Annotated in this window: 14 protein-coding genes and 2 pseudogenes; 4 read left to right on the top strand and 12 right to left on the bottom strand. The window is 68.8% G+C overall.

Annotated elements, in window-relative coordinates:
* Positions 1-148 precede the first annotated feature (148 nt).
* The 4 genes from CP976_RS37755 to CP976_RS37740 form a co-directional block, all read right to left on the bottom strand.
* Positions 149-1,036, bottom strand: a complete 888-nt coding sequence (locus CP976_RS37755) for a carbohydrate ABC transporter permease (protein WP_150484370.1) — start codon at positions 1,034-1,036, stop codon at positions 149-151.
* A gap of 6 nt (positions 1,037-1,042) precedes the next feature.
* Positions 1,043-2,029, bottom strand: coding sequence for a carbohydrate ABC transporter permease (locus tag CP976_RS37750; RefSeq protein ID WP_150484369.1), 987 nt, complete (start codon positions 2,027-2,029; stop codon positions 1,043-1,045).
* Positions 2,030-2,077: 48 nt separating this feature from the next.
* The gene (locus tag CP976_RS37745) at positions 2,078-3,376 is read right to left on the bottom strand and encodes an extracellular solute-binding protein (RefSeq protein ID WP_150484368.1); all 1,299 of its coding nucleotides are present in this window, start codon (positions 3,374-3,376) and stop codon (positions 2,078-2,080) included.
* 397 nt (positions 3,377-3,773) lie between these two features.
* Positions 3,774-4,781, bottom strand: coding sequence for a LacI family DNA-binding transcriptional regulator (locus tag CP976_RS37740; RefSeq protein ID WP_150484367.1), 1,008 nt, complete (start codon positions 4,779-4,781; stop codon positions 3,774-3,776).
* Between the two features lie 538 nt (positions 4,782-5,319).
* Here CP976_RS37740 and CP976_RS37735 point away from each other — a divergent pair.
* Complete coding sequence (locus tag CP976_RS37735; protein ID WP_150484366.1) at positions 5,320-7,878, top strand: glycoside hydrolase family 32 protein; 2,559 nt, start codon at positions 5,320-5,322, stop codon at positions 7,876-7,878.
* A 52-nt stretch (positions 7,879-7,930) separates the two neighbouring features.
* On the opposite strand, the pseudogene CP976_RS37730 reads toward CP976_RS37735, so the two are convergent.
* From CP976_RS37730 to CP976_RS44005, 3 genes and pseudogenes are all read right to left on the bottom strand, one after another.
* Positions 7,931-8,065, bottom strand: a pseudogene (locus CP976_RS37730) (nucleotidyltransferase domain-containing protein); the annotation flags it as partial.
* Between the two features lie 111 nt (positions 8,066-8,176).
* Positions 8,177-8,299, bottom strand: a pseudogene (locus CP976_RS44010) (tyrosine-type recombinase/integrase); the annotation flags it as partial.
* A gap of 293 nt (positions 8,300-8,592) precedes the next feature.
* Positions 8,593-8,781, bottom strand: coding sequence for a tyrosine-type recombinase/integrase (locus CP976_RS44005; RefSeq protein ID WP_229875669.1), 189 nt, complete (start codon positions 8,779-8,781; stop codon positions 8,593-8,595).
* A 690-nt stretch (positions 8,782-9,471) separates the two neighbouring features.
* Between CP976_RS44005 and CP976_RS37720 the strand changes: the two genes are divergently transcribed.
* Positions 9,472-10,125 carry a GntR family transcriptional regulator gene (locus CP976_RS37720; RefSeq protein ID WP_208838954.1) on the top strand — a complete coding sequence of 218 codons (654 nt, stop codon included), beginning with the start codon at positions 9,472-9,474 and terminating at the stop codon, positions 10,123-10,125.
* Between the two features lie 36 nt (positions 10,126-10,161).
* On the opposite strand, the gene CP976_RS37715 is transcribed toward CP976_RS37720, so the two are convergent.
* The 3 genes from CP976_RS37715 to CP976_RS37705 form a co-directional block, all read right to left on the bottom strand.
* Positions 10,162-10,896: an SDR family NAD(P)-dependent oxidoreductase gene (locus tag CP976_RS37715; RefSeq protein ID WP_150484364.1), complete on the bottom strand. Its 735-nt coding sequence runs from the start codon at positions 10,894-10,896 to the stop codon at positions 10,162-10,164.
* Positions 10,897-10,950: 54 nt separating this feature from the next.
* Entirely contained in the window at positions 10,951-12,060 is a 1,110-nt protein-coding gene (locus tag CP976_RS37710) for an alanine racemase (protein ID WP_150484363.1), read from the bottom strand.
* A gap of 84 nt (positions 12,061-12,144) precedes the next feature.
* Complete coding sequence (locus tag CP976_RS37705; protein ID WP_150484362.1) at positions 12,145-12,618, bottom strand: RidA family protein; 474 nt, start codon at positions 12,616-12,618, stop codon at positions 12,145-12,147.
* A gap of 249 nt (positions 12,619-12,867) precedes the next feature.
* On the opposite strand from CP976_RS37705, the gene CP976_RS37700 reads away from it, so the two are divergent.
* Both CP976_RS37700 and argB read left to right on the top strand, forming a co-directional pair.
* Positions 12,868-13,524 (top strand): isochorismatase family protein, encoded by a 657-nt coding sequence (locus tag CP976_RS37700; protein WP_167537499.1) that lies wholly within the window; start codon positions 12,868-12,870, stop codon positions 13,522-13,524.
* Between the two features lie 63 nt (positions 13,525-13,587).
* Entirely contained in the window at positions 13,588-14,487 is a 900-nt protein-coding gene (gene argB, locus CP976_RS37695) for an acetylglutamate kinase (protein ID WP_150485677.1), read from the top strand.
* Between the two features lie 13 nt (positions 14,488-14,500).
* Here argB and CP976_RS37690 read toward each other — a convergent pair whose 3' ends face one another.
* Together CP976_RS37690 and CP976_RS37685 are read right to left on the bottom strand one after the other, a co-directional pair.
* Positions 14,501-14,992: a GNAT family N-acetyltransferase gene (locus tag CP976_RS37690; RefSeq protein ID WP_208838953.1), complete on the bottom strand. Its 492-nt coding sequence runs from the start codon at positions 14,990-14,992 to the stop codon at positions 14,501-14,503.
* A gap of 29 nt (positions 14,993-15,021) precedes the next feature.
* Positions 15,022-16,620 carry an amidohydrolase gene (locus CP976_RS37685; RefSeq protein WP_150484360.1) on the bottom strand — a complete coding sequence of 533 codons (1,599 nt, stop codon included), beginning with the start codon at positions 16,618-16,620 and terminating at the stop codon, positions 15,022-15,024.
* Between the last annotated feature and the right edge of the window lie 5 nt (positions 16,621-16,625).

The following is a 16,625-nucleotide window of genomic DNA, read 5'->3' as shown; positions in this document are numbered from 1 at the left end:
GTCGTCACAGATCAGAGAGTTGATGGGCGACGGTGAGAGCTTCGTCGCGCGAGCGTTGCCGCCCGGCGCGGCGGGGCTCGCCTGCCGTCCGTCCGCCGCTCTGGGCGGGACCGGTACGGCATGGGACGGCGGGGCGGGAGCCGGGGTGTCACTTCAGTCCGGTGGTGGCGATGCCCGCCACGAAGTGGCGCTGGAAGAGCAGGAAGACGATCATCACCGGCAGCAGGACGACCATGGCGCCGGCGAGCAGGATGCCGAAGCGGGTGAAGGACTGTCCGCTGCTGGCCAGGGCGAGGCCGACGGGGAGGGTGTACTGGCTCTCGTTCTGGGCGACGACCAGGGGCCACAGGAAGTTGTTCCAGGAGCCGAGGAAGGTGATGATCCCGAGGGTGGCGAGGGCGGGCTTGGTCAACGGCAGGATGATCTTCGCGAAGATGGCCAGTTCGCGGCAGCCGTCGACGCGGGCGGCGTCGATGAGTTCGTCGGGCAGGGTGGAGATGAACTGCCGCATCAGGAACACCCCGAAGGGCGTGGCCAGGAACGGCAGGATCAGCCCGAGCAGGGAGCCGGTCAGCTGCATGTTGGCCACCAGCACGTACAGCGGGACGAAGGTGACCAGGCCGGGGATCATGAGGGTCCCCATGACCAGCAGGAAGACGGCGCGCTGTCCGCGGAACTCCAGCTTGGCCAGGGCGTATCCGAGCATCGAGCAGAAGATCAGGTTGCCCGCGGTGACGGCGAGGGCCACGATCACGGAGTTGGCGAACATGCTCGTGAAGTCGAGCGTGCTGAACAGTTCGCCGTAGTTGGCGGTCGTGGGCGCCGTGGGTATCAGGACGGGCGGGACCCTGCGGATGTCGGCCTCGGGCTTGAACGACCCGGACAGCATCCACAGGAACGGCGCGATCATCAGCAGCAGGGCGCCGGCGAGCGGTATGTACAGCCAGGGCTGGCCCCAGTTCTGGCGGATGCGGCGGCGCCTCAGGGCGCGGTTCGTGCCCGGTTGTGGCGTTCGGAGAGTGGAGAGGGTGCTCATGAGGCATCAGTCCTTGTCTCGCAGCACGCGGAACTGCAGCACGGTCAGCGCGACGATGAGGACGAAGATGACGTAGCCGGCGGCCGACGCCATCTCGTAGTTGCCGTTGCCGAACTGTTTGTAGGCGTACAACGTGGCCGACAGGGTGGAGTCCAGCGGTCCGCCGTCGGTCATGACGAACGGCTCGTCGAAGAACTGCAGATAGCCGATGCCGGTGGTCACGGCGGTCAGCAACAGGGCCGGCCGCAGGAGCGGGAAGGTGACCCGCCAGAACCGCTGCCAGGGCCCGGCGCCGTCGAGTTCGGCCGCTTCCATCAGGGACTGGGGTACGGACTGCAGGCCCGCCAGCATGATGATCATGACCGTGCCGAGGTTGCGCCATACCGCCATCACGATCATGACGGGCAGAGCGAATCGGGTGTCCGCCAGCCAGGCCGGACCGTCGATCCCGAACCAGCCCAGGACGAGGTTCACCAGTCCCGCCCGAGGTTCGAGCAGCGTCTTCCACACCACGGCGACGGCCACGATGCTGGTGATCACCGGCAGGTAGAAGCCGACCCGGAAGACGGCCCGAAAGCGGCGGATGCCCCGGTCGAGGGCAACCGCCGCCGCGAGCCCGGCGGCCAGGGTCAGGGGCAGGGCCACCAGGACGAACACGCCGGTGTTGCGCAGAGCGGTGAAGAACTGCGGGTCCTCAAAGAGGCGTACGTAGTTGGCGAAGCCGACGAACGACACGTTCAGCGGTGTGCGCAGGTCCGCGCTCTTGGTGTCGGTCAGGCCCATCAGCAGCGACCACACCACCGGCAGCAGCATGAAGGCCAAGAACAGCGCGAGGAACGGGGCGGCGAGGACCCAGGCCGCCCGGGCCTGCCTGCCGCGCGCCGTGCTCCGGAGCCCGGAGTGCCGGCGATCGGCACTCCGTTCCGACCCTGCGGTGCCCTGCTCGTGGGTGTCGCCCCGCTCGGGGAGCGTTTTCGTGGACATGGATGTCATCCGTCCGTACGCGGGTTGTCCGTACGAGGGGTACTCACGCGGCGGCGCTCAGCGGCCGGTGCCGATGCTGGTGGCCTTGGACTGCAGCGTCTTCTGCACCTCGGCGACGGTGGCCTTGCCGAGGGTCAGCTTCTCCAGTTCGGAGTCGATGGTGTCGGCGATCTGCTGCCAGGTCGTGATGGCGGGCGGCGCCTTGCTGACCTCGAGCTGCTCGGCGAACGCCTTCATGTTCTCGTCCTCGGTCAGCTTCCCCTCTGTCCATGCCTGCGGCGAAGGGGGCAGGGTGCCGGTGGCCTTGGAATAGGTCGCGAGGTTGGCGGGCTCGGTCAGGAACTGGGCGAACTTCCATGCCGCGTCGGGGTTCTTGGCGTCCTTGAACACCGCCAGGTCGCTGCCGCCGGCGAACCCGGTGGGCTGCTTGGTGTAGGGCATCGGCATGGTCTTCCACTTGCCGTCCAGCTCCGGGGCGTCCTTGTGGAGGCTGCCGCCGGCCCACGCGCCCTCCTGGTAAACGGCGATCAGCCCGTCGCGGAAGCCCTGCACGTTGTCCGACCTGTCGGTCGGCGCCAAGCCCTGCTTCGGGACGCTCGCGTAGTCCTCCAGCGCCTTGGCGACCTCGGGCGAGTCGAAGGTGAACTTCCCGGTCTTGGCGTCGTAGATGTCACCGCCCTGCTGCCAGACCATCGGCACCCAGAAAATCCAGGAGTTGAAGCCCATCACCAGCCCGCTGGCATGGCGCAGCTTGGGGTTCTCCTTGCCGGCGGTGGCCTGGATGGCCTTGAGGTCCTTCAGGTATCCGGCCCGGTCGCCGGCCAGGGCGCCCTTGATACCGGCCTTCTTGGTGATGTCGGTCCGGTAGAAGACCGCTTGGGTGTCGGCGATGAACGGGACGCCGTAGGAGATGTCCTTGTACTTGGTGGTGTCCCACTGGCCGGGGTAGAAGTCCGAGGACTTGATCGACGCCGGGGTGGCCTGGAAGCCGTTCAAGGCGGCCATCTCGGCCATCCAGGTGCTGCCCACCATGGACATGTCCGGTGTGTTGCCGCCGGCTATCGCGGTGGTCAGCTTGTCGTGGGCGCCGTCCCACGGGACCGCGGTGATCTTGACGTCTGCGTCCGGGTTTTCCTGCTCGAACTTCTTGGCCAGCTCCTTCAGGTCGTCGTCGGGATCTCCCATGGACCACATGACCACCGTCCCCTTGGCCTTGCCCGCGCCGATCTCGGCGGGGGCATCGTTGCCGGGGCCGGAATCCTCGCTCCGGCCGCAGCCGGTGGCCACGAGGGCTGCCGTGAGGGTGACGCACAGGGTCTGGACGGTTCTGACAGCGTGACGGGTGGTGATACGCATGATGCGGCTCCTTGCCGTTGAGCGAGACAGGCGCGGGGGGCGGCGAAGGGTAGGAAGGGCGGGCGCCCGGATGGGCCGGCCCACGAGTGGGCAGCGTCTGCGGTGACAGCGGCGGCGGCCCCTCGCGGGTCGCGGTGGGAGCGTCCGACGCGGAGTGGGTAGCGGCCGGGCGGGATGTGCCAGGCGCCCCTTCGGTGTCCCGGATCGGGAAACGCGCGGGCGAAAAGTGCAGGTGGGCGGTGCCGCGTGAACGCAGGCGCAGCCGCCCTGAGTTGTGAGGAAGGCGAGGCCCCGAAGAGGTTCGCCGATGTTTCAAGGAGACGGGGGGCGGTGCGTCAGCGGCAACGCACCGCCCGGCCGCGAGGCGCCGTCATTCGCTCATCGCGATGACGTCGCGTCAGTTCGAGCTCGGCTCTAACGTCGAGCCGCGGACCACGAGGCTGGTGGGAATGATGCGCGAGGGAGCGGCCTCCGGCGATCTGCGCACGTGGTCGAGCAGCAGACGAGCCGCCGCCTCACCCATCTCCCGCATCGGCTGGCGGATGGTGGTCAGCGCCGGATAGGTGTACGACGCCACCTCGACGTCGTCGAACCCCACCACGGCGACATCCCGCGGAATCTTGAGGCCGGCCTCGTGCAGGGCCGCGATCACACCGGCTGCCAAGGGGTCGTTGTGCCCGAAGACCGCGTCGAACTCCACGCCGTCCGCGAGAGCTTGCGCCACCGAGCTCCGGCCGTCGTCGAACAGGAAGTCGCCGCAGATGATTCTTCGCGGGTCGAGTTCGATCCCGGCCTGCGCATACGCGTCGACGAAGCCGCCCAGCCGTTCCTGCGTGCAGCCGTACTCATCAGGACCGGTCACCACCAGAGGGCGACGGCGGCCGATGTCCAGCAGGTGGCGCGCCGCCTGCTCACCGCCCTCCCGGTTGGTGGTGGCCACGTAGGGGAACCCCGGCCGCTGGAAGCGGTCGTCGATCAGCACCACCGGCAGTCCGGCCTCGTGCAGTTCCGTGATGGATCCCAGGGCCCCCTCGGGCTCTATCACCAGCAGCCCGTCGAACGACTTGGCAGCGACCTGCAGACCCAGCCTGCGCAGTGACTCCTCACCGCGGTTCCAGGTCAGGATCCGCAGCCCGAAGCCCTCGGCCTCCAGCGTTTCGACGACCGCCTGCACTATGCCGGCCCAGGCCCAGGCCAGGTCAGGGACCAGCATGCCGATCATCTGTGTCGTGCCGCGTGCGAGCCCCACTGCCCCGGCGCTCGGCACATAACCGAGTTCCGATATCGCCTTGCGGACCTTCAAGACGGTGTTCTCGTTGATCTCGCCCTTGCCGTTCAGCACCCGCGAGACCGTCGTCTTGCTGACCCCGGCCCGCGCGGCCACATCGGCGATAGTGACTCCCATGTCACCTCCCCTCCCTTCCTGCAGAGGCGGAAGACGTCCTCCCGCTCCGAAGGGCCGATCGTACAGAGGCCCGTGGAACCGGTACCGGAATCGGTTCCGGAACCGGTTTCGGTAGCGGTTCCGGCAGTGAAGCACCGAAAGGCCCGACCGGTCAACAGGCCGGAAACAACTCGTTCACCGGCCCGTCTCGGCGTCGACGATGAGGCCGAAGCTTGCCGGGCGGCCCCCACCCCACCCCTCTGACCTGGGCGGTTATCGAAACCGAGACCGCCACTGCCAACGGGTCGGCGCGGTTCGCGACCACCGACGACAGCCGATGAACTGCCGGTCGTGCCGGAGCAATTGCGCCCGGACCGTTGACGCGGAGGCCGGATTGGGCTTCATAATCGGGCACTCGCTGTCATCGATGACACAAGTCAACGATGACACCCTCGGTCGACGGCACGGAAGCCGGCATCGGCCTGGGGTGCACTTTTCGGTCCGTCGCGCAGAAGCCGCAGTCACCGCTGCGTGGACGGCCGCGGGACTAGGAGACACCATGAGCTCTGCACGCGTATCCCGGCATGCCCGCATGCGGATGATGGCGGCGGTCGCGACCGTCTGCGCCCTGTCAGCAGCCCCGCTGGCCCCCCAGGCCGTCGCCGCCGACACCCCGACCTACACCGAGACCTACAGACCCCAGTTCCACTTCACTCCGCAGAAGAACTGGATGAACGACCCCAACGGGCTCGTCTACTACAAGGGCGAGTACCACCTCTTCTACCAGTACAACCCGAACGGCAACACTTGGGGCGACATGTCCTGGGGGCACGCGGTGAGCAAGGACCTCGTGCACTGGGAGGAGTTGCCGCTGGCCCTGTCGCACGACGACGAGGAGATGGTGTTCTCCGGCAGCGCGGTCGTCGACTGGAACAACACCACCGGCTTCGGCACGAAGAAGAACCCGCCCATGGTGGCGATCTACACCAGCGCCTACAAGAACGGCGGCAAGCAGGCCCAGTCGCTCGCCTACAGCACCGACCGCGGTCGCACCTGGACCAAGTACCAGGGCAATCCCGTGATCGACATCGGCTCCGACAACTTCCGCGATCCCAAGGTCCAGTGGTACGCGCCGACCAAGAGCTGGCTGATGACGGTGTCGCTGTCCGCCGAGCACAAGGTGCGGTTCTACTCGTCGAAGAACCTCAGGGACTGGGAGTTGCAGAGCGAGTTCGGACCGGCCGGTGCGACGGGCGGAGTGTGGGAGTGCCCCGATCTGTTCCCCCTCGCCGTGGACGGGGACAAGAAGAACATCAAGTGGGTCCTGGTCGTCAACATCAACCCCGGTGGTATCGCGGGAGGTTCGGCTGCCCAGTACTTCATCGGCGACTTCGACGGCAAGAAGTTCACCGCGGACGACAAGGGCACGTACACCCCGCCCACCGGGAAGGTCGTCCAGGACTTCGAGGGCACCGGCTTCGGTACGTGGACGAGCACGGGCACCGCGTTCGGCCGGGGACCGGCAGCCGGGGCGGTGGACGGGCAGGGGACCGTCGACGGCTTCGACGGCAAGGGCCTCGCCAACAGCTTCCACGGCGGTGACGGCGCCACCGGCATCCTCACCTCCCCCTCCTTCACCGTGGACAGCCCCTACCTGAACTTCAAGATCGGTGGCGGGCGGCATCCGCACGAGGCCGGGACCGTCATGGGCAGCACTCCACCCGAGGGCACGGTCCTCGCCGACTTCGAAGGCGGAACGTACGGCGACTGGACGGCGACCGGGGACGCCTTCGGCACCGCACCGGCCACCGGCACCCTCCCCGGCCAGCAACAGGTATCCGGCTTCCTGGGAGACGGGCTGGTCAACACCTTCCGGAACGGCGACTCCACCACCGGCACCCTCACGTCACCCGAGTTCACCATCGACAAGAAGCACATCAACTTCCTGATCGGCGGCGGCAATCATCCGGCCGGCTCCGACAACCCGACGGCCGTCGAGCTCCTCGTGGACGGCCGGGTCGTCCGCAGCGCCACCGGAAAGGACGCCGAGGCACTCAACTGGGCCTCCTGGGACGTCAGCGAGCTCGCCGGCAAGCAGGCGCGGATCAGGATCGTCGACGACAACACCGGCGGCTGGGGCCACGTCAACGTCGACCACATCGTGCTGTCGGACAGCCAGGCCCAGCGCGTCTCCCAGGAGACGTCCGTCAACCTGCTCGTCGACGGCCAGGTCGTCCGCAGCGCGACCGGCGCCGACAGCGAGACCCTGGACTGGGCCTCCTTCGACATGCGCCCGTACGCCGGCAAGAAGGCGCAGATCCAGGTCGTCGACATGAACACCGCCGGCTGGGGCCACGTCATGACCGACCAGTTCACCGCCGCCGACAAGCCCGCCAAGTCCGTCGTACAGCGCGCCGACTGGGCCGACTACGGCAAGGACTACTACGCGGCGGTGTCGTGGGAGAACGCGCCGGGCGGCAAGCGCTACATGATCGGCTGGATGAACAACTGGGACTACGGCCAGTCCGTCCCCACCTCCCCCTGGCGCGGCGCGCAGAGCGTTCCGCGGGAGATGGCCCTGCGCACCGTCGACGGCCGCGTCCGGCTGACCAGCAAGCCGGTGGGCAGCCTGGAGTCCCTCCGGGACAAGCGCCCGGCGACGGCGTCCGACATCACCGTCAAGAGCACCTCCAAGCCCCTGACCGGCCCCACGGCCAAGGGCAAGGCACTCGACATCGAGGCGACCTTCTCCCTCAAGGACGCCGACCGCTTCGGTCTGAAGGTGCGCACCAGCGCGGGCGGCGAGGAGACCGTCATCGGCTACGACACCACGACCCAGGAGCTGTACGTCGACCGCACCCGCTCCGGCGCCGGGGACTTCAACGGCACCTTCCCCGGTGTCCAGACCGCACCGCTGAAGACCAAGAACGGCAAGGTCAAGCTGCGGATCCTGGTCGACTGGTCGTCCGTGGAGGTCTTCGGCGGCAACGGCGAAGCAGTGATCACCGACCAGATCTTCCCCGACCCCTCCAGCACCGGCGTCGAGGTCTTCGCCGAGGGCGGCACCGCCACCCTCGACCACATGCGGGCGTGGCAGTTGGGGTCCATTTGGCGGTGATGAGCCGGGGTCCGTGCGCCGGTCGGCCAGGAGCGGCTTCCGGCGCGCGGGCTCAGAAGTGGGTGGTGACCCCGAAGGTCTGCCGGAGCCGGGCCATGTCGTGACGGTCGTGATCAGCAGGTTCATAGCCCTGGTGGAAATAGACCTGCTGCTCGGGCGACAGGCACGGGACGGTGGCCCCGAGAATCCACAGACCGGCATTCAGGATGCGGGCGGCCTTGGCGATGCTCCCAGGCATCAGGTGCCGGTAGGTCCGATACGTCTCCTCAATGGACTTGTGCCCCATCCAATCGGCCACGTCGGTGATCGGTATTCCGTTCCCGAGCGCGTTCGAGGCGAGGTAGTGCCGGAAGCTGTACATGCCGACACCGTCCTCCGCGGGGAGGTTCTCGAAGAGCCTCTGCACACGGCGGCGTTCCATCGGTTCCGTGTAGTAGCCGCTTGGGCCGCGCAGGAGTTAGTCATCCTGCGTGGTGCCGTGCTTCTTCTCCTCAAACCTCTCCGTCACTTCCCGCATTGAGCGCGGCAAGGGGACCTACCGGAACTCCATCGCCTTGCGATGCTTCAGCTTCGCCGGCTTGTGCGTGTTGGAGTGGATCAGCTCATGCACCCGGTAGGTCCTCCGCCACAACGTTGTTGACGCTCACTGCCCGGGCTTCCCCGTTGCGCAAGCCGCAGCCCACCATCATGACAATCTCAAGCGCGAGATACTCGTCAGCGGCAGTTTCCATAGGCGTCCCGCAAGATTGCCTTCAGAGTGCGGAAGCTGTTCACCTGATTTCCGCGACCCACCCCATCGGCCTCCAACTCGTCCAGGAAACGCTCGACCACGATCGGCGTGACCGAGTTCAGCTTCCTTGATCCGAGACGAGGGATGATGTGCACGTTGATGGAGCTGTCCATGTGCCAGCCCGTGGAGTACTCCGTCATCCTCCGCTGCCGCGGCCGCCACCTGCTGACCGAGTTCCCGGCGAGCCTCGGCAACGGACGGCGCCGTCTTCCTTTTCCCCACATATATCTGCGTAAGGCGCTCGATCGCGTCGTCCCACGTGTCCTAGCCGACCTCTTCACGCTGCTTACCTAGAGCGTCCCAGAACCGAATCGTGTACGGGTGCGGGCAACCGATCGGCCGGGAGCAACCAGCACTCCTTGAAGAAGGACCCCATCCCACGGGCGAGCTGTCGAGCCACGTATCAAGCCTTCCGAGCAGGGCGCCGGGCGGGGCAACAGGTCCCAGTCGCAGGTGCAGGTGCAGGTCAGCAAGCCGGACACCGTCCAGCCTGATGCTGACCTTTTGCTGACCCCGGTGCGGCGATCAGGGCGGTGACCTGCGGAAACACCCAAACGCTAGATCTTGGACTTGAGCATGGTCCGAAGCATGGAACAACTCCTGATCTGTCAGCCGTCCCGAGATGTCCGAGGACTCACACTCACACCGCCCCGTACCGACCGCACTGCTGACTGTTGACATTTGACAGACTAACGTTCATGAATGTTAAGAAGAGCGCCACGGAACACGACCGACGAGAGGGAAGCCCTGTGAGTCCAGAGTCTGCAAGGCCGACCCGACTGCCTCGCGAGACCTTCGCCTCGATGGTGACCGAACGCCTTCGGGAGGACATCATCGAGGGCACCCTCGCCCCCGGCACACAGCTCAGCGAGGTGGAGCTGGCCACGAACTTCGGGGTGAGCCGCGGGCCGATCCGCGAGGCGCTCCAGCGGCTGATCCAGGAGGGGCTGCTTCGCGGCGAGCCTCATCGGCGGGTCTCCGTCCCGGTGCTCACCAAGGAGGACGTCGCCGACATCTACCTGGCGCGTACGGCGTTGGAGTCCGCGGCCGCCCAGTCCATCATCGCCTCCGGCAAGTCGGAGGAGGCCTTCGAGCAACTGGACAGGAACGTCAGGGCGATGGACTCCGCCGAAGCGGCCGGCGACTGGGAAACGGTGAAGAGGCACGACTTGGATTTCCACACCGTCCTGGTAGCCGCCTCGGGGAGCCGGCGACTCCAGCGCATGTTCAGCACGGTGATCTCCGAGACCCGGCTGTGCGTGGGCGCCCTCACCGCGGAGGAGGCCCGGCATGGTCACGAAGGCGAAAGCCCTGGTGAAGGCACGCACCGCAAGATCAGCGAGATGATCCGGGACGGCGACACCGCGGGCGCGCTGGAGGCGCTGAAGAAGCACTTCGACGACGCTGTGTCGGTTCTGGCCGGCCGGGACGCGGAGGGACCGGCCCCGCGGAAGTGACGCACGAGGTGAGGGGGTGTCGCCGCGGTGGAGCAGCTAGAAGGCGGTGTAGCCGCCGTCCACGGGGAGAACCGCTCCGGTGATGTACGACGACTCCGGTGAGGCGAGAAACAGGACCGCGTTCGCGATCTCCTCGGGGCTGGCGAGGCGCTGGAGCGGTATCTGCGCTTCACGCTCGCGGCGGTAGGCCTCGGGGTCGGGCCGGCGCTGGAACGACGCCTCGATGACGGGTGTGACGGTCAGGCCCGGAGCGACGACGTTGACGCGGATGTTGCGCGGGGCCCATTCGATGGCCGCTCCCTTGGCCAGCATGATGAGGCCTCCCTTGGCGGCGGAGTACAGCACTTCCTCGGGCTTGCCGACCATGCCGAGCCGTGAGCCGACGCAGACGAAGGAGCCCCCGGTCTCGGGCATGAGCGGCGCGAAGTGCTTCATCACCAGGAACGCGCTGAGCAGGTTGCTGTGCAGCACGTTCTTCGCGTCCTCGTACGCCATCTCGGTGAGCGGGCTGCTGACCTGCAGACCGTGGTTGATGACGACGACGTCGACAGTCCCCAGGGACTCGGCGGCCCGCTGAGCGAGGCTCGCGACGAACGCCTCGTCGTTGAGGTCGCCGGGGACGTACAGGTCGTCGGGCTCGGCGGTGTCCAGCTGCTCCCTGCGGCCGGTGAGGAGCAGCCGCGCGCCCTCCCGGCGGAAGTGGGAGGTCACCGCTTCCCCGATTCCGCTACCGGCTCCGGTCACCAGCGCCGTGACCTTCTCAAGTCTCATGTCAGCCACTCTTTCTTGGTTGGGCGGGGAAGTAGGGCGCTGTTGCGCGGCCGCTCAGCTGAGACGGCCCCGGGCCGCGACCGGCCATCGCTGCGGCATCGTGCCCTGCGAGTCGGTCACGATCAGTTCCTCGAAGTTGTTCACGATCGGGCACACGTGGTTGGGCACCATCGGGAGGACGGTTCCGAGACTCGGCCGCGGCTGCTCGGGCGGCACGGCGAGAAAGCCGTGGTACTCGTTGAGCTTCGACAGGACCAATTTCCGGCCGGCGATCTGGCCGTATCCGCGCTGCGGGTCGCCGTCGCGGCCGAGGGCCTTGGTGCCGATGTCGAGGATCACCTGGCCCGGAACCCAGTCGCTGACCACCGTGGTCGCGACGAACAGCGCGATCTGGTCCTCGTCGCACGCGCCGAGCCGGGTGTTGTCCATGTCGCAGAAGACGTACTCGCCAGGACGGATCTCGGTGATGAGATCGCTGGTGGAGAAGGCGACCGTGGGCGTGGAGCCGGCACTGACCACCTCGGCGGTCACCCCGACGCCGGCGAGGCTGCGCACCGCCGTGGCCAGCGCGGCTTCCTGGTCCCGCGCGGCGCGCTCGCGAGCGTCCGGGGCGGAGCTGCCGTGTCCCGGGTAGGTGTAGACGCCCACGGGCACGAGTCCGCGCTTCCGGGCGGCGAGGGCGAGATCGCCGGCGGCCTCGGGCGGCGTCCCCGAACGACGGGCACCGCAGTCGATCTCGACCACGACCTCGAGCCGCCCGGGCTCGTCACCCATCGCGTCGGCGAGCGCCTCGACGGCCGCGACGTTGTCGACGCCCACGCGGAGCCGGGTCGTCGTCCCGGCGAGCCGGCGGATCCGCTCACCCTTGGTGCCCGCGGGCCAGATCGGGTAGGCGAGGAAGATGTCGTCGAAGCCGGCCGCGGCGAAGACCTCCGCCTCACCGATGTTGCCGGCGGTGATCCCGACGGCCCCCGCCTCGACCTGGAGCCTGCCGATCTCCACGCACTTGTGCGTCTTGACGTGGGGCCTGATCTCCAGGTTGTGCCGGGCGGCGAAGCCCTGCATCCGGTCGATGTTCCGCTGCATGACGTCGATCAGCACGATGGGCGCGGGCGTGTCCACCCGCTCGACCAGCGCGTCGAGTGCTCGTTGGAGCCGGTGCACGCTGCGCTCCTTACATGTCGGTACACGTCGGTGTGGGGCGGATGGATGGCGCGCCTCGCGCGCGCGGTTCCGGTTGGGTCGCGCCTACGCGGCGGTGCAGACCATCTGGATCTCCACGGGACTGTTTCGGGGCAGTCCGGCGACGCCGATGGCGGTACGCGCGTGCCGCCCGTTCTCGCCGAGCACCTCGTAGAGCAGGTCACTCGCCGCGTCGGCCACCTTCGACTGCTCACCGAAATCCGGCGTACTGGCGACGAAGACCAGCATCTGCACGATCCGGACCCGGTCCAGGTCACCCACCGCGTCCGCGGCGGCGGCAAGGCAGTTCACCACCGCTTGACGTGCCAGACCCCGGGCCGCCTCCATCTCGACGTCCCGGCCGACGATGCCCTGGCCCAGCAGCACACCGTCCTTGTAGGGCAGCTGGCCCGACACGTAAACGCTGGAGTCGACCGTCCGGTGGTTCACGTACTTCGAGTCGCCGCCGACGCGGGGAAGTGTGAAGCCGAGAGCGCCGAGGCGCTCTGAAGCCGAGCCGGTTCGCGTGCTGGTTTCCACTGGTCCTCCTGTGCGATCCGGGCCGCCTCTGGGAGGCGGCCCGATGTCGATGGAGTGACGGTAAGACGCACTCTGCCAACTGTCAACAGTTAGCTGTTTGCACTCAACCCGGTCGTCGCGGGAGTGCTCACGGGTGTCCGGGCGCACGCGCGACGCGTCAACTTCCGGGATTTTTAATTAGGTTAGGCTAAGCTAAGGAGTATTCGTGAGTTCGGATCCGTGCGGTGCGTCACCAGGGAGGGAACCGCCGTGGGCTTGCCGACCATCGACTCGTATTCGATGCCGGATCGTTCCTGCCTTCCCCGCGCGCACGTCTCGTGGAGGATCGATCCGGCCCGTGCGGCGCTGCTGGTCCACGACATGCAGAACCACTTCGTCGGGGCGTTCCCGGCGGGGCGCTCCCCCGTGGTGGAACTCGTCGACAACATCGTGGCGCTGCGCGAACTCGCCGACGCCCTGGGCCTGCCGGTCGTCTTCAGCGCGGAGCCGGCCGGACAGCCGCCGGGCACGCGGGGTCTGGTCGCCGACATGTGGGGGCCGGGCATCGGGGACGAGCCGGATGCGGCCGCGATCATCGCGCCCCTCCGGCCCCGCCCCGGCGAGCACCTGCTGGCCAATGTGCGGCACAACGCCTTCCTGCGCAGCCATCTCGGCAGACTGCTGCGCTCCAAGGGCCGCGACCAGCTGATCATCTGCGGGGTGCACGCACATCTCGGCGTCCTGCTGACGGCGGCGGACGCCTTCATGAACGACATCCAGCCGTTCGTCGTCGCCGACGCGGTGGCCGACATCTCCGCGGAGGAACACTCCCTGGCCCTTCGATGGGCCGCGCGCAGCGGCGTGGTCTGTACGACGGACTCCCTGCTGCGCGGCCTGCTCCTCCACAAGGAGCGGCGGAACGCGTGACGACGCTCCACCCTTGTCCGTCCGAAGTGCTGGCCTGCCCATGAATGGAGTGGCTCCGTGAGCGTGACCCAAGCCGACCAGGTCGCGACCTGCTCCCCCGAAGAGCTCCACCCGCCGGAGGAGCTAAGGGGCAGCACGGTCGTCGTCAAGTACGGCGGCCACGCGATGGTGGACCCCGGCTTCCAGGAGGCGTTCGCCCACGACGTCGTGGAGCTGTGGCGCGCGGGTCTGCGCCCGGTCGTCGTGCACGGCGGCGGACCGCAGATCAGCGCGATGCTCGACCGCCTCGGCCTGGAGACCCGGTTCGAGGCGGGCCTCAGGGTCACCACCCCGGAGACCATGGACGTGGTGCGCATGGTGCTGACCGGACGGGTCCAGCGGGAGCTGGTCGGTCACATCAACACCCACGGCCCCCTCGCCGTGGGGATGACGGGCGAGGACGCCCACACCATGACGGCCGTACGGCGGCCGGCCTGGGTGGACGGCCGGGCGGTGGACATCGGCCTGGTCGGCGATGTCGTCGACGTGAATCCGCGCGCGGTGCGCACGCTCCTGGAGCAGGGGCACATCCCCGTGGTCTCCCCCGTGGCCCGCGGTGAGGACGCGCAGGTCTACAACGTGAACGCCGATCTGGCGGCGTCGGCCCTGGCCGTGGCTCTCGGCGCCGCCCGCCTGGTGGTGCTCACCGACGTGGCGGGACTGTACGCCGACTGGCCGCACAGCACCGAGGTGATCGAGCGGCTGACGGCCGATGAACTGGCGGCGCTGCTGCCGGGGTTGGCGGCCGGGATGCTGCCGAAGATGGAGGGCTGTCTGCGGGCCGTCCGCGGCGGCGTGCACAGGGCGCACGTGCTCGACGGCCGTGTACCGCACGCGCTGCTGCGGGGCGTACGGGGCCGGAACAGCCCCGGCACGACGGTGTTTCCGGAGCAGGGCCCGGGCGCCGGGGCGAGCTTCGCCTGAGGATCCGCCGCCGTCACAGGGTTCGCGCGAGGACGCGCGCGTTGCGGCGCGGGTCCAGGGAGGTCGCCCAGGCCGGAGGCGCGAGGCGCACGCCGGCCGGGGTGAACCCGTGCCGCAGGAAGAGGCTGCCGCTGCCGACCGTCGCGGTGAACAAGGAGCCCACCGACTGGGCGCGCGCCCTGGCCACCGCGGCACGCAGCAGCCGGCCTCCCAGTCCGCTGCCCTGCCGGTGCCGGGCCACGCAGAAGTTGTAGAGGACGCCCGCGGGACCGCGACCCCCCTCCGCGTCGGCCGCGTGTACACGCAGGGCCAGGCAGCCCTCCAGGGCGCCGTCGGATCCCTCGGCCACGACGAAGTCGGCCGCGTGGGCGGCATAGAGCGAGGCCGGTCGTCGGCGTAACGCCCCCGCCCGCACGAAGGGCTGGGACAAGGCGGCGAGTGCGGCGGCGTCCTCGGGGCGGGCGGGGCGTACGACGGAGGTCGCCGGGAGAGGAGAACGCGGCAACGGCGGTGCCGTGCGGTGCGTAGCCGTGTTCAAGGCTTCCCTTCCCCGCCTTCGGGTCCGCCGTCGCGTCGATCGCGGCCGTCGACGTACGTCGCCACCACCTCGATGTCGCCGATGCGGGAGGTGTCGACGCGTCGCGGGTCGTCGCCGAGCACGACCAGGTCGGCGCGCTTGCCCGGGGAGAGGCTGCCGGCGCTGCCTTCCCAGTGGCAGGCATAGGCCCCGGCGACGGTGTAGGCGCGCAGCGCCTCCTCCACGGTGATGCCCTCGTCCGGGCCGATCACCTGGCCGGACTCGGAGGTGCGCTCGACCATGAACTGGACGGCCCGCAGCGGGGATCCGTCGGTGACCGGACGGTCGGAGCTGCCGACCAGGGTGATGCCGTGGTCCAGGAACGCCTTGCCCCGGTACAGCCAAGGTGCCCGCTCGGCGCCCATGATCGCCGCGTAGTCGTCGCCGAAGTAGCGCAGGAAGTTGGGCTGGACGACGGCGCTCACGCCGAGCCGCGCGAAGCGCGAGAGCTGGTCGGGGCGGATGAGGCCCGCGTGTTCGACGCGGTGCCGGACGCCGTGGCGCGGGCGCAGGCGCTGAGCCCGTTCCAGGGCGTCGAGGGCGACGTCGGCCGCGCGGTCGCCGATGGCGTGCACGGCGAGCTGCCAGCCGGCGAGGTGACCGGCCACGATCGTCTCGGTGAGCGTCTCGGGGTCGTCCTGCAACTGGCCCGTGTGGTCCAGCCCTTCGTACGGGCTGCTCAGCGCGGCGGTGCGGGCCATCATGCCGCCGTCGGTGTAGATCTTCAGCGCGCCGACGGAGAGCCAGTCGTCGCCGAAGCCCGTGCGCAGGCCGAGGTCCAGGGCCCTGGGAATGCCGTCGGCCTCGTGCGCGGCGACGGGCCGCAGCCGGTCCGCGGCGACCATGAGCTGCACCCGGAGCGGCAACAGGCCCTTGTCACGGGCGAGTTGATAGGCGCCGAGTTCGACCGGACTGTGCCCGAAGAGGGCGCCGCCGATCCCTGCCTCGGCGCAGGCGGTGACGCCTTCGGCGACGCAGGTCCGGGCGGCGCGTCCGATGGCCTCGGCGAGTTCCTCCTGGGAGTACGGCAGGCGCAGCGCGCGGGCGGCGCCCATCGCGCCCTCGGCGAGGAAACCGTCCTCGTGCGGGACGCCGGCGGGGAGCAGGTCCAGGACGGCGGTGTTGACGACGCAGCCGTGTCCGGAGTCGTGCAGCACGAACACCTTGTGCCCGTGGCTCACCCGGTCCAGTTCGGCGGCGGTCAGATGACGGCCCAGGGCCCGCTGGTCGTAGCCGGCGATGCTCACCCAGGCGCCGGGCGAGCCCTTCCGGAGGACGGTCTCCTCCACGACGGCCAGCACGTCCTCGATCCGCGTGCGGCCCGCGATGCTCGGCGTGTTCTGCTTGAAGCCGGTCCAGGCGAGGTGCACATGGGCGTCGATGAAACCGGGCAGCACGGTGGCGCCCTGAAGGTCGATCACCTCCCGTGCGGGCAGCGAGGTCACGGCCTCGTCCAGGCCGACGATCCGGCCCTTCCAGATGCCCAGGTCGTGGGCGACGGGGTGGGCCGGGTCCATGGTGACGAAACGGGCGTTCGTCAGTCTGGTGCAGAGCATCGGGC

This window comes from Streptomyces coeruleorubidus (genome assembly GCF_008705135.1).
GTDB lineage: Bacteria > Actinomycetota > Actinomycetes > Streptomycetales > Streptomycetaceae > Streptomyces > Streptomyces coeruleofuscus.
This window is presented reverse-complemented; position numbering and strand designations above follow the sequence as displayed.

Coding starts and splice junctions, on each gene's coding strand:
- CP976_RS44005 (WP_229875669.1), bottom strand. CDS start 8,781: ATGGACAGCTCCATCAACGTGCACATCATCCCTCGTCTCGGATCAAGG.
- CP976_RS37685 (WP_150484360.1), bottom strand. CDS start 16,620: ATGCTCTGCACCAGACTGACGAACGCCCGTTTCGTCACCATGGACCCG.
- CP976_RS37735 (WP_150484366.1), top strand. CDS start 5,320: ATGAGCTCTGCACGCGTATCCCGGCATGCCCGCATGCGGATGATGGCG.
- CP976_RS37740 (WP_150484367.1), bottom strand. CDS start 4,781: ATGGGAGTCACTATCGCCGATGTGGCCGCGCGGGCCGGGGTCAGCAAG.
- CP976_RS37715 (WP_150484364.1), bottom strand. CDS start 10,896: ATGAGACTTGAGAAGGTCACGGCGCTGGTGACCGGAGCCGGTAGCGGA.
- CP976_RS37750 (WP_150484369.1), bottom strand. CDS start 2,029: ATGACATCCATGTCCACGAAAACGCTCCCCGAGCGGGGCGACACCCAC.
- CP976_RS37745 (WP_150484368.1), bottom strand. CDS start 3,376: ATGCGTATCACCACCCGTCACGCTGTCAGAACCGTCCAGACCCTGTGC.
- CP976_RS37720 (WP_208838954.1), top strand. CDS start 9,472: ATGGTGACCGAACGCCTTCGGGAGGACATCATCGAGGGCACCCTCGCC.
- CP976_RS37755 (WP_150484370.1), bottom strand. CDS start 1,036: ATGAGCACCCTCTCCACTCTCCGAACGCCACAACCGGGCACGAACCGC.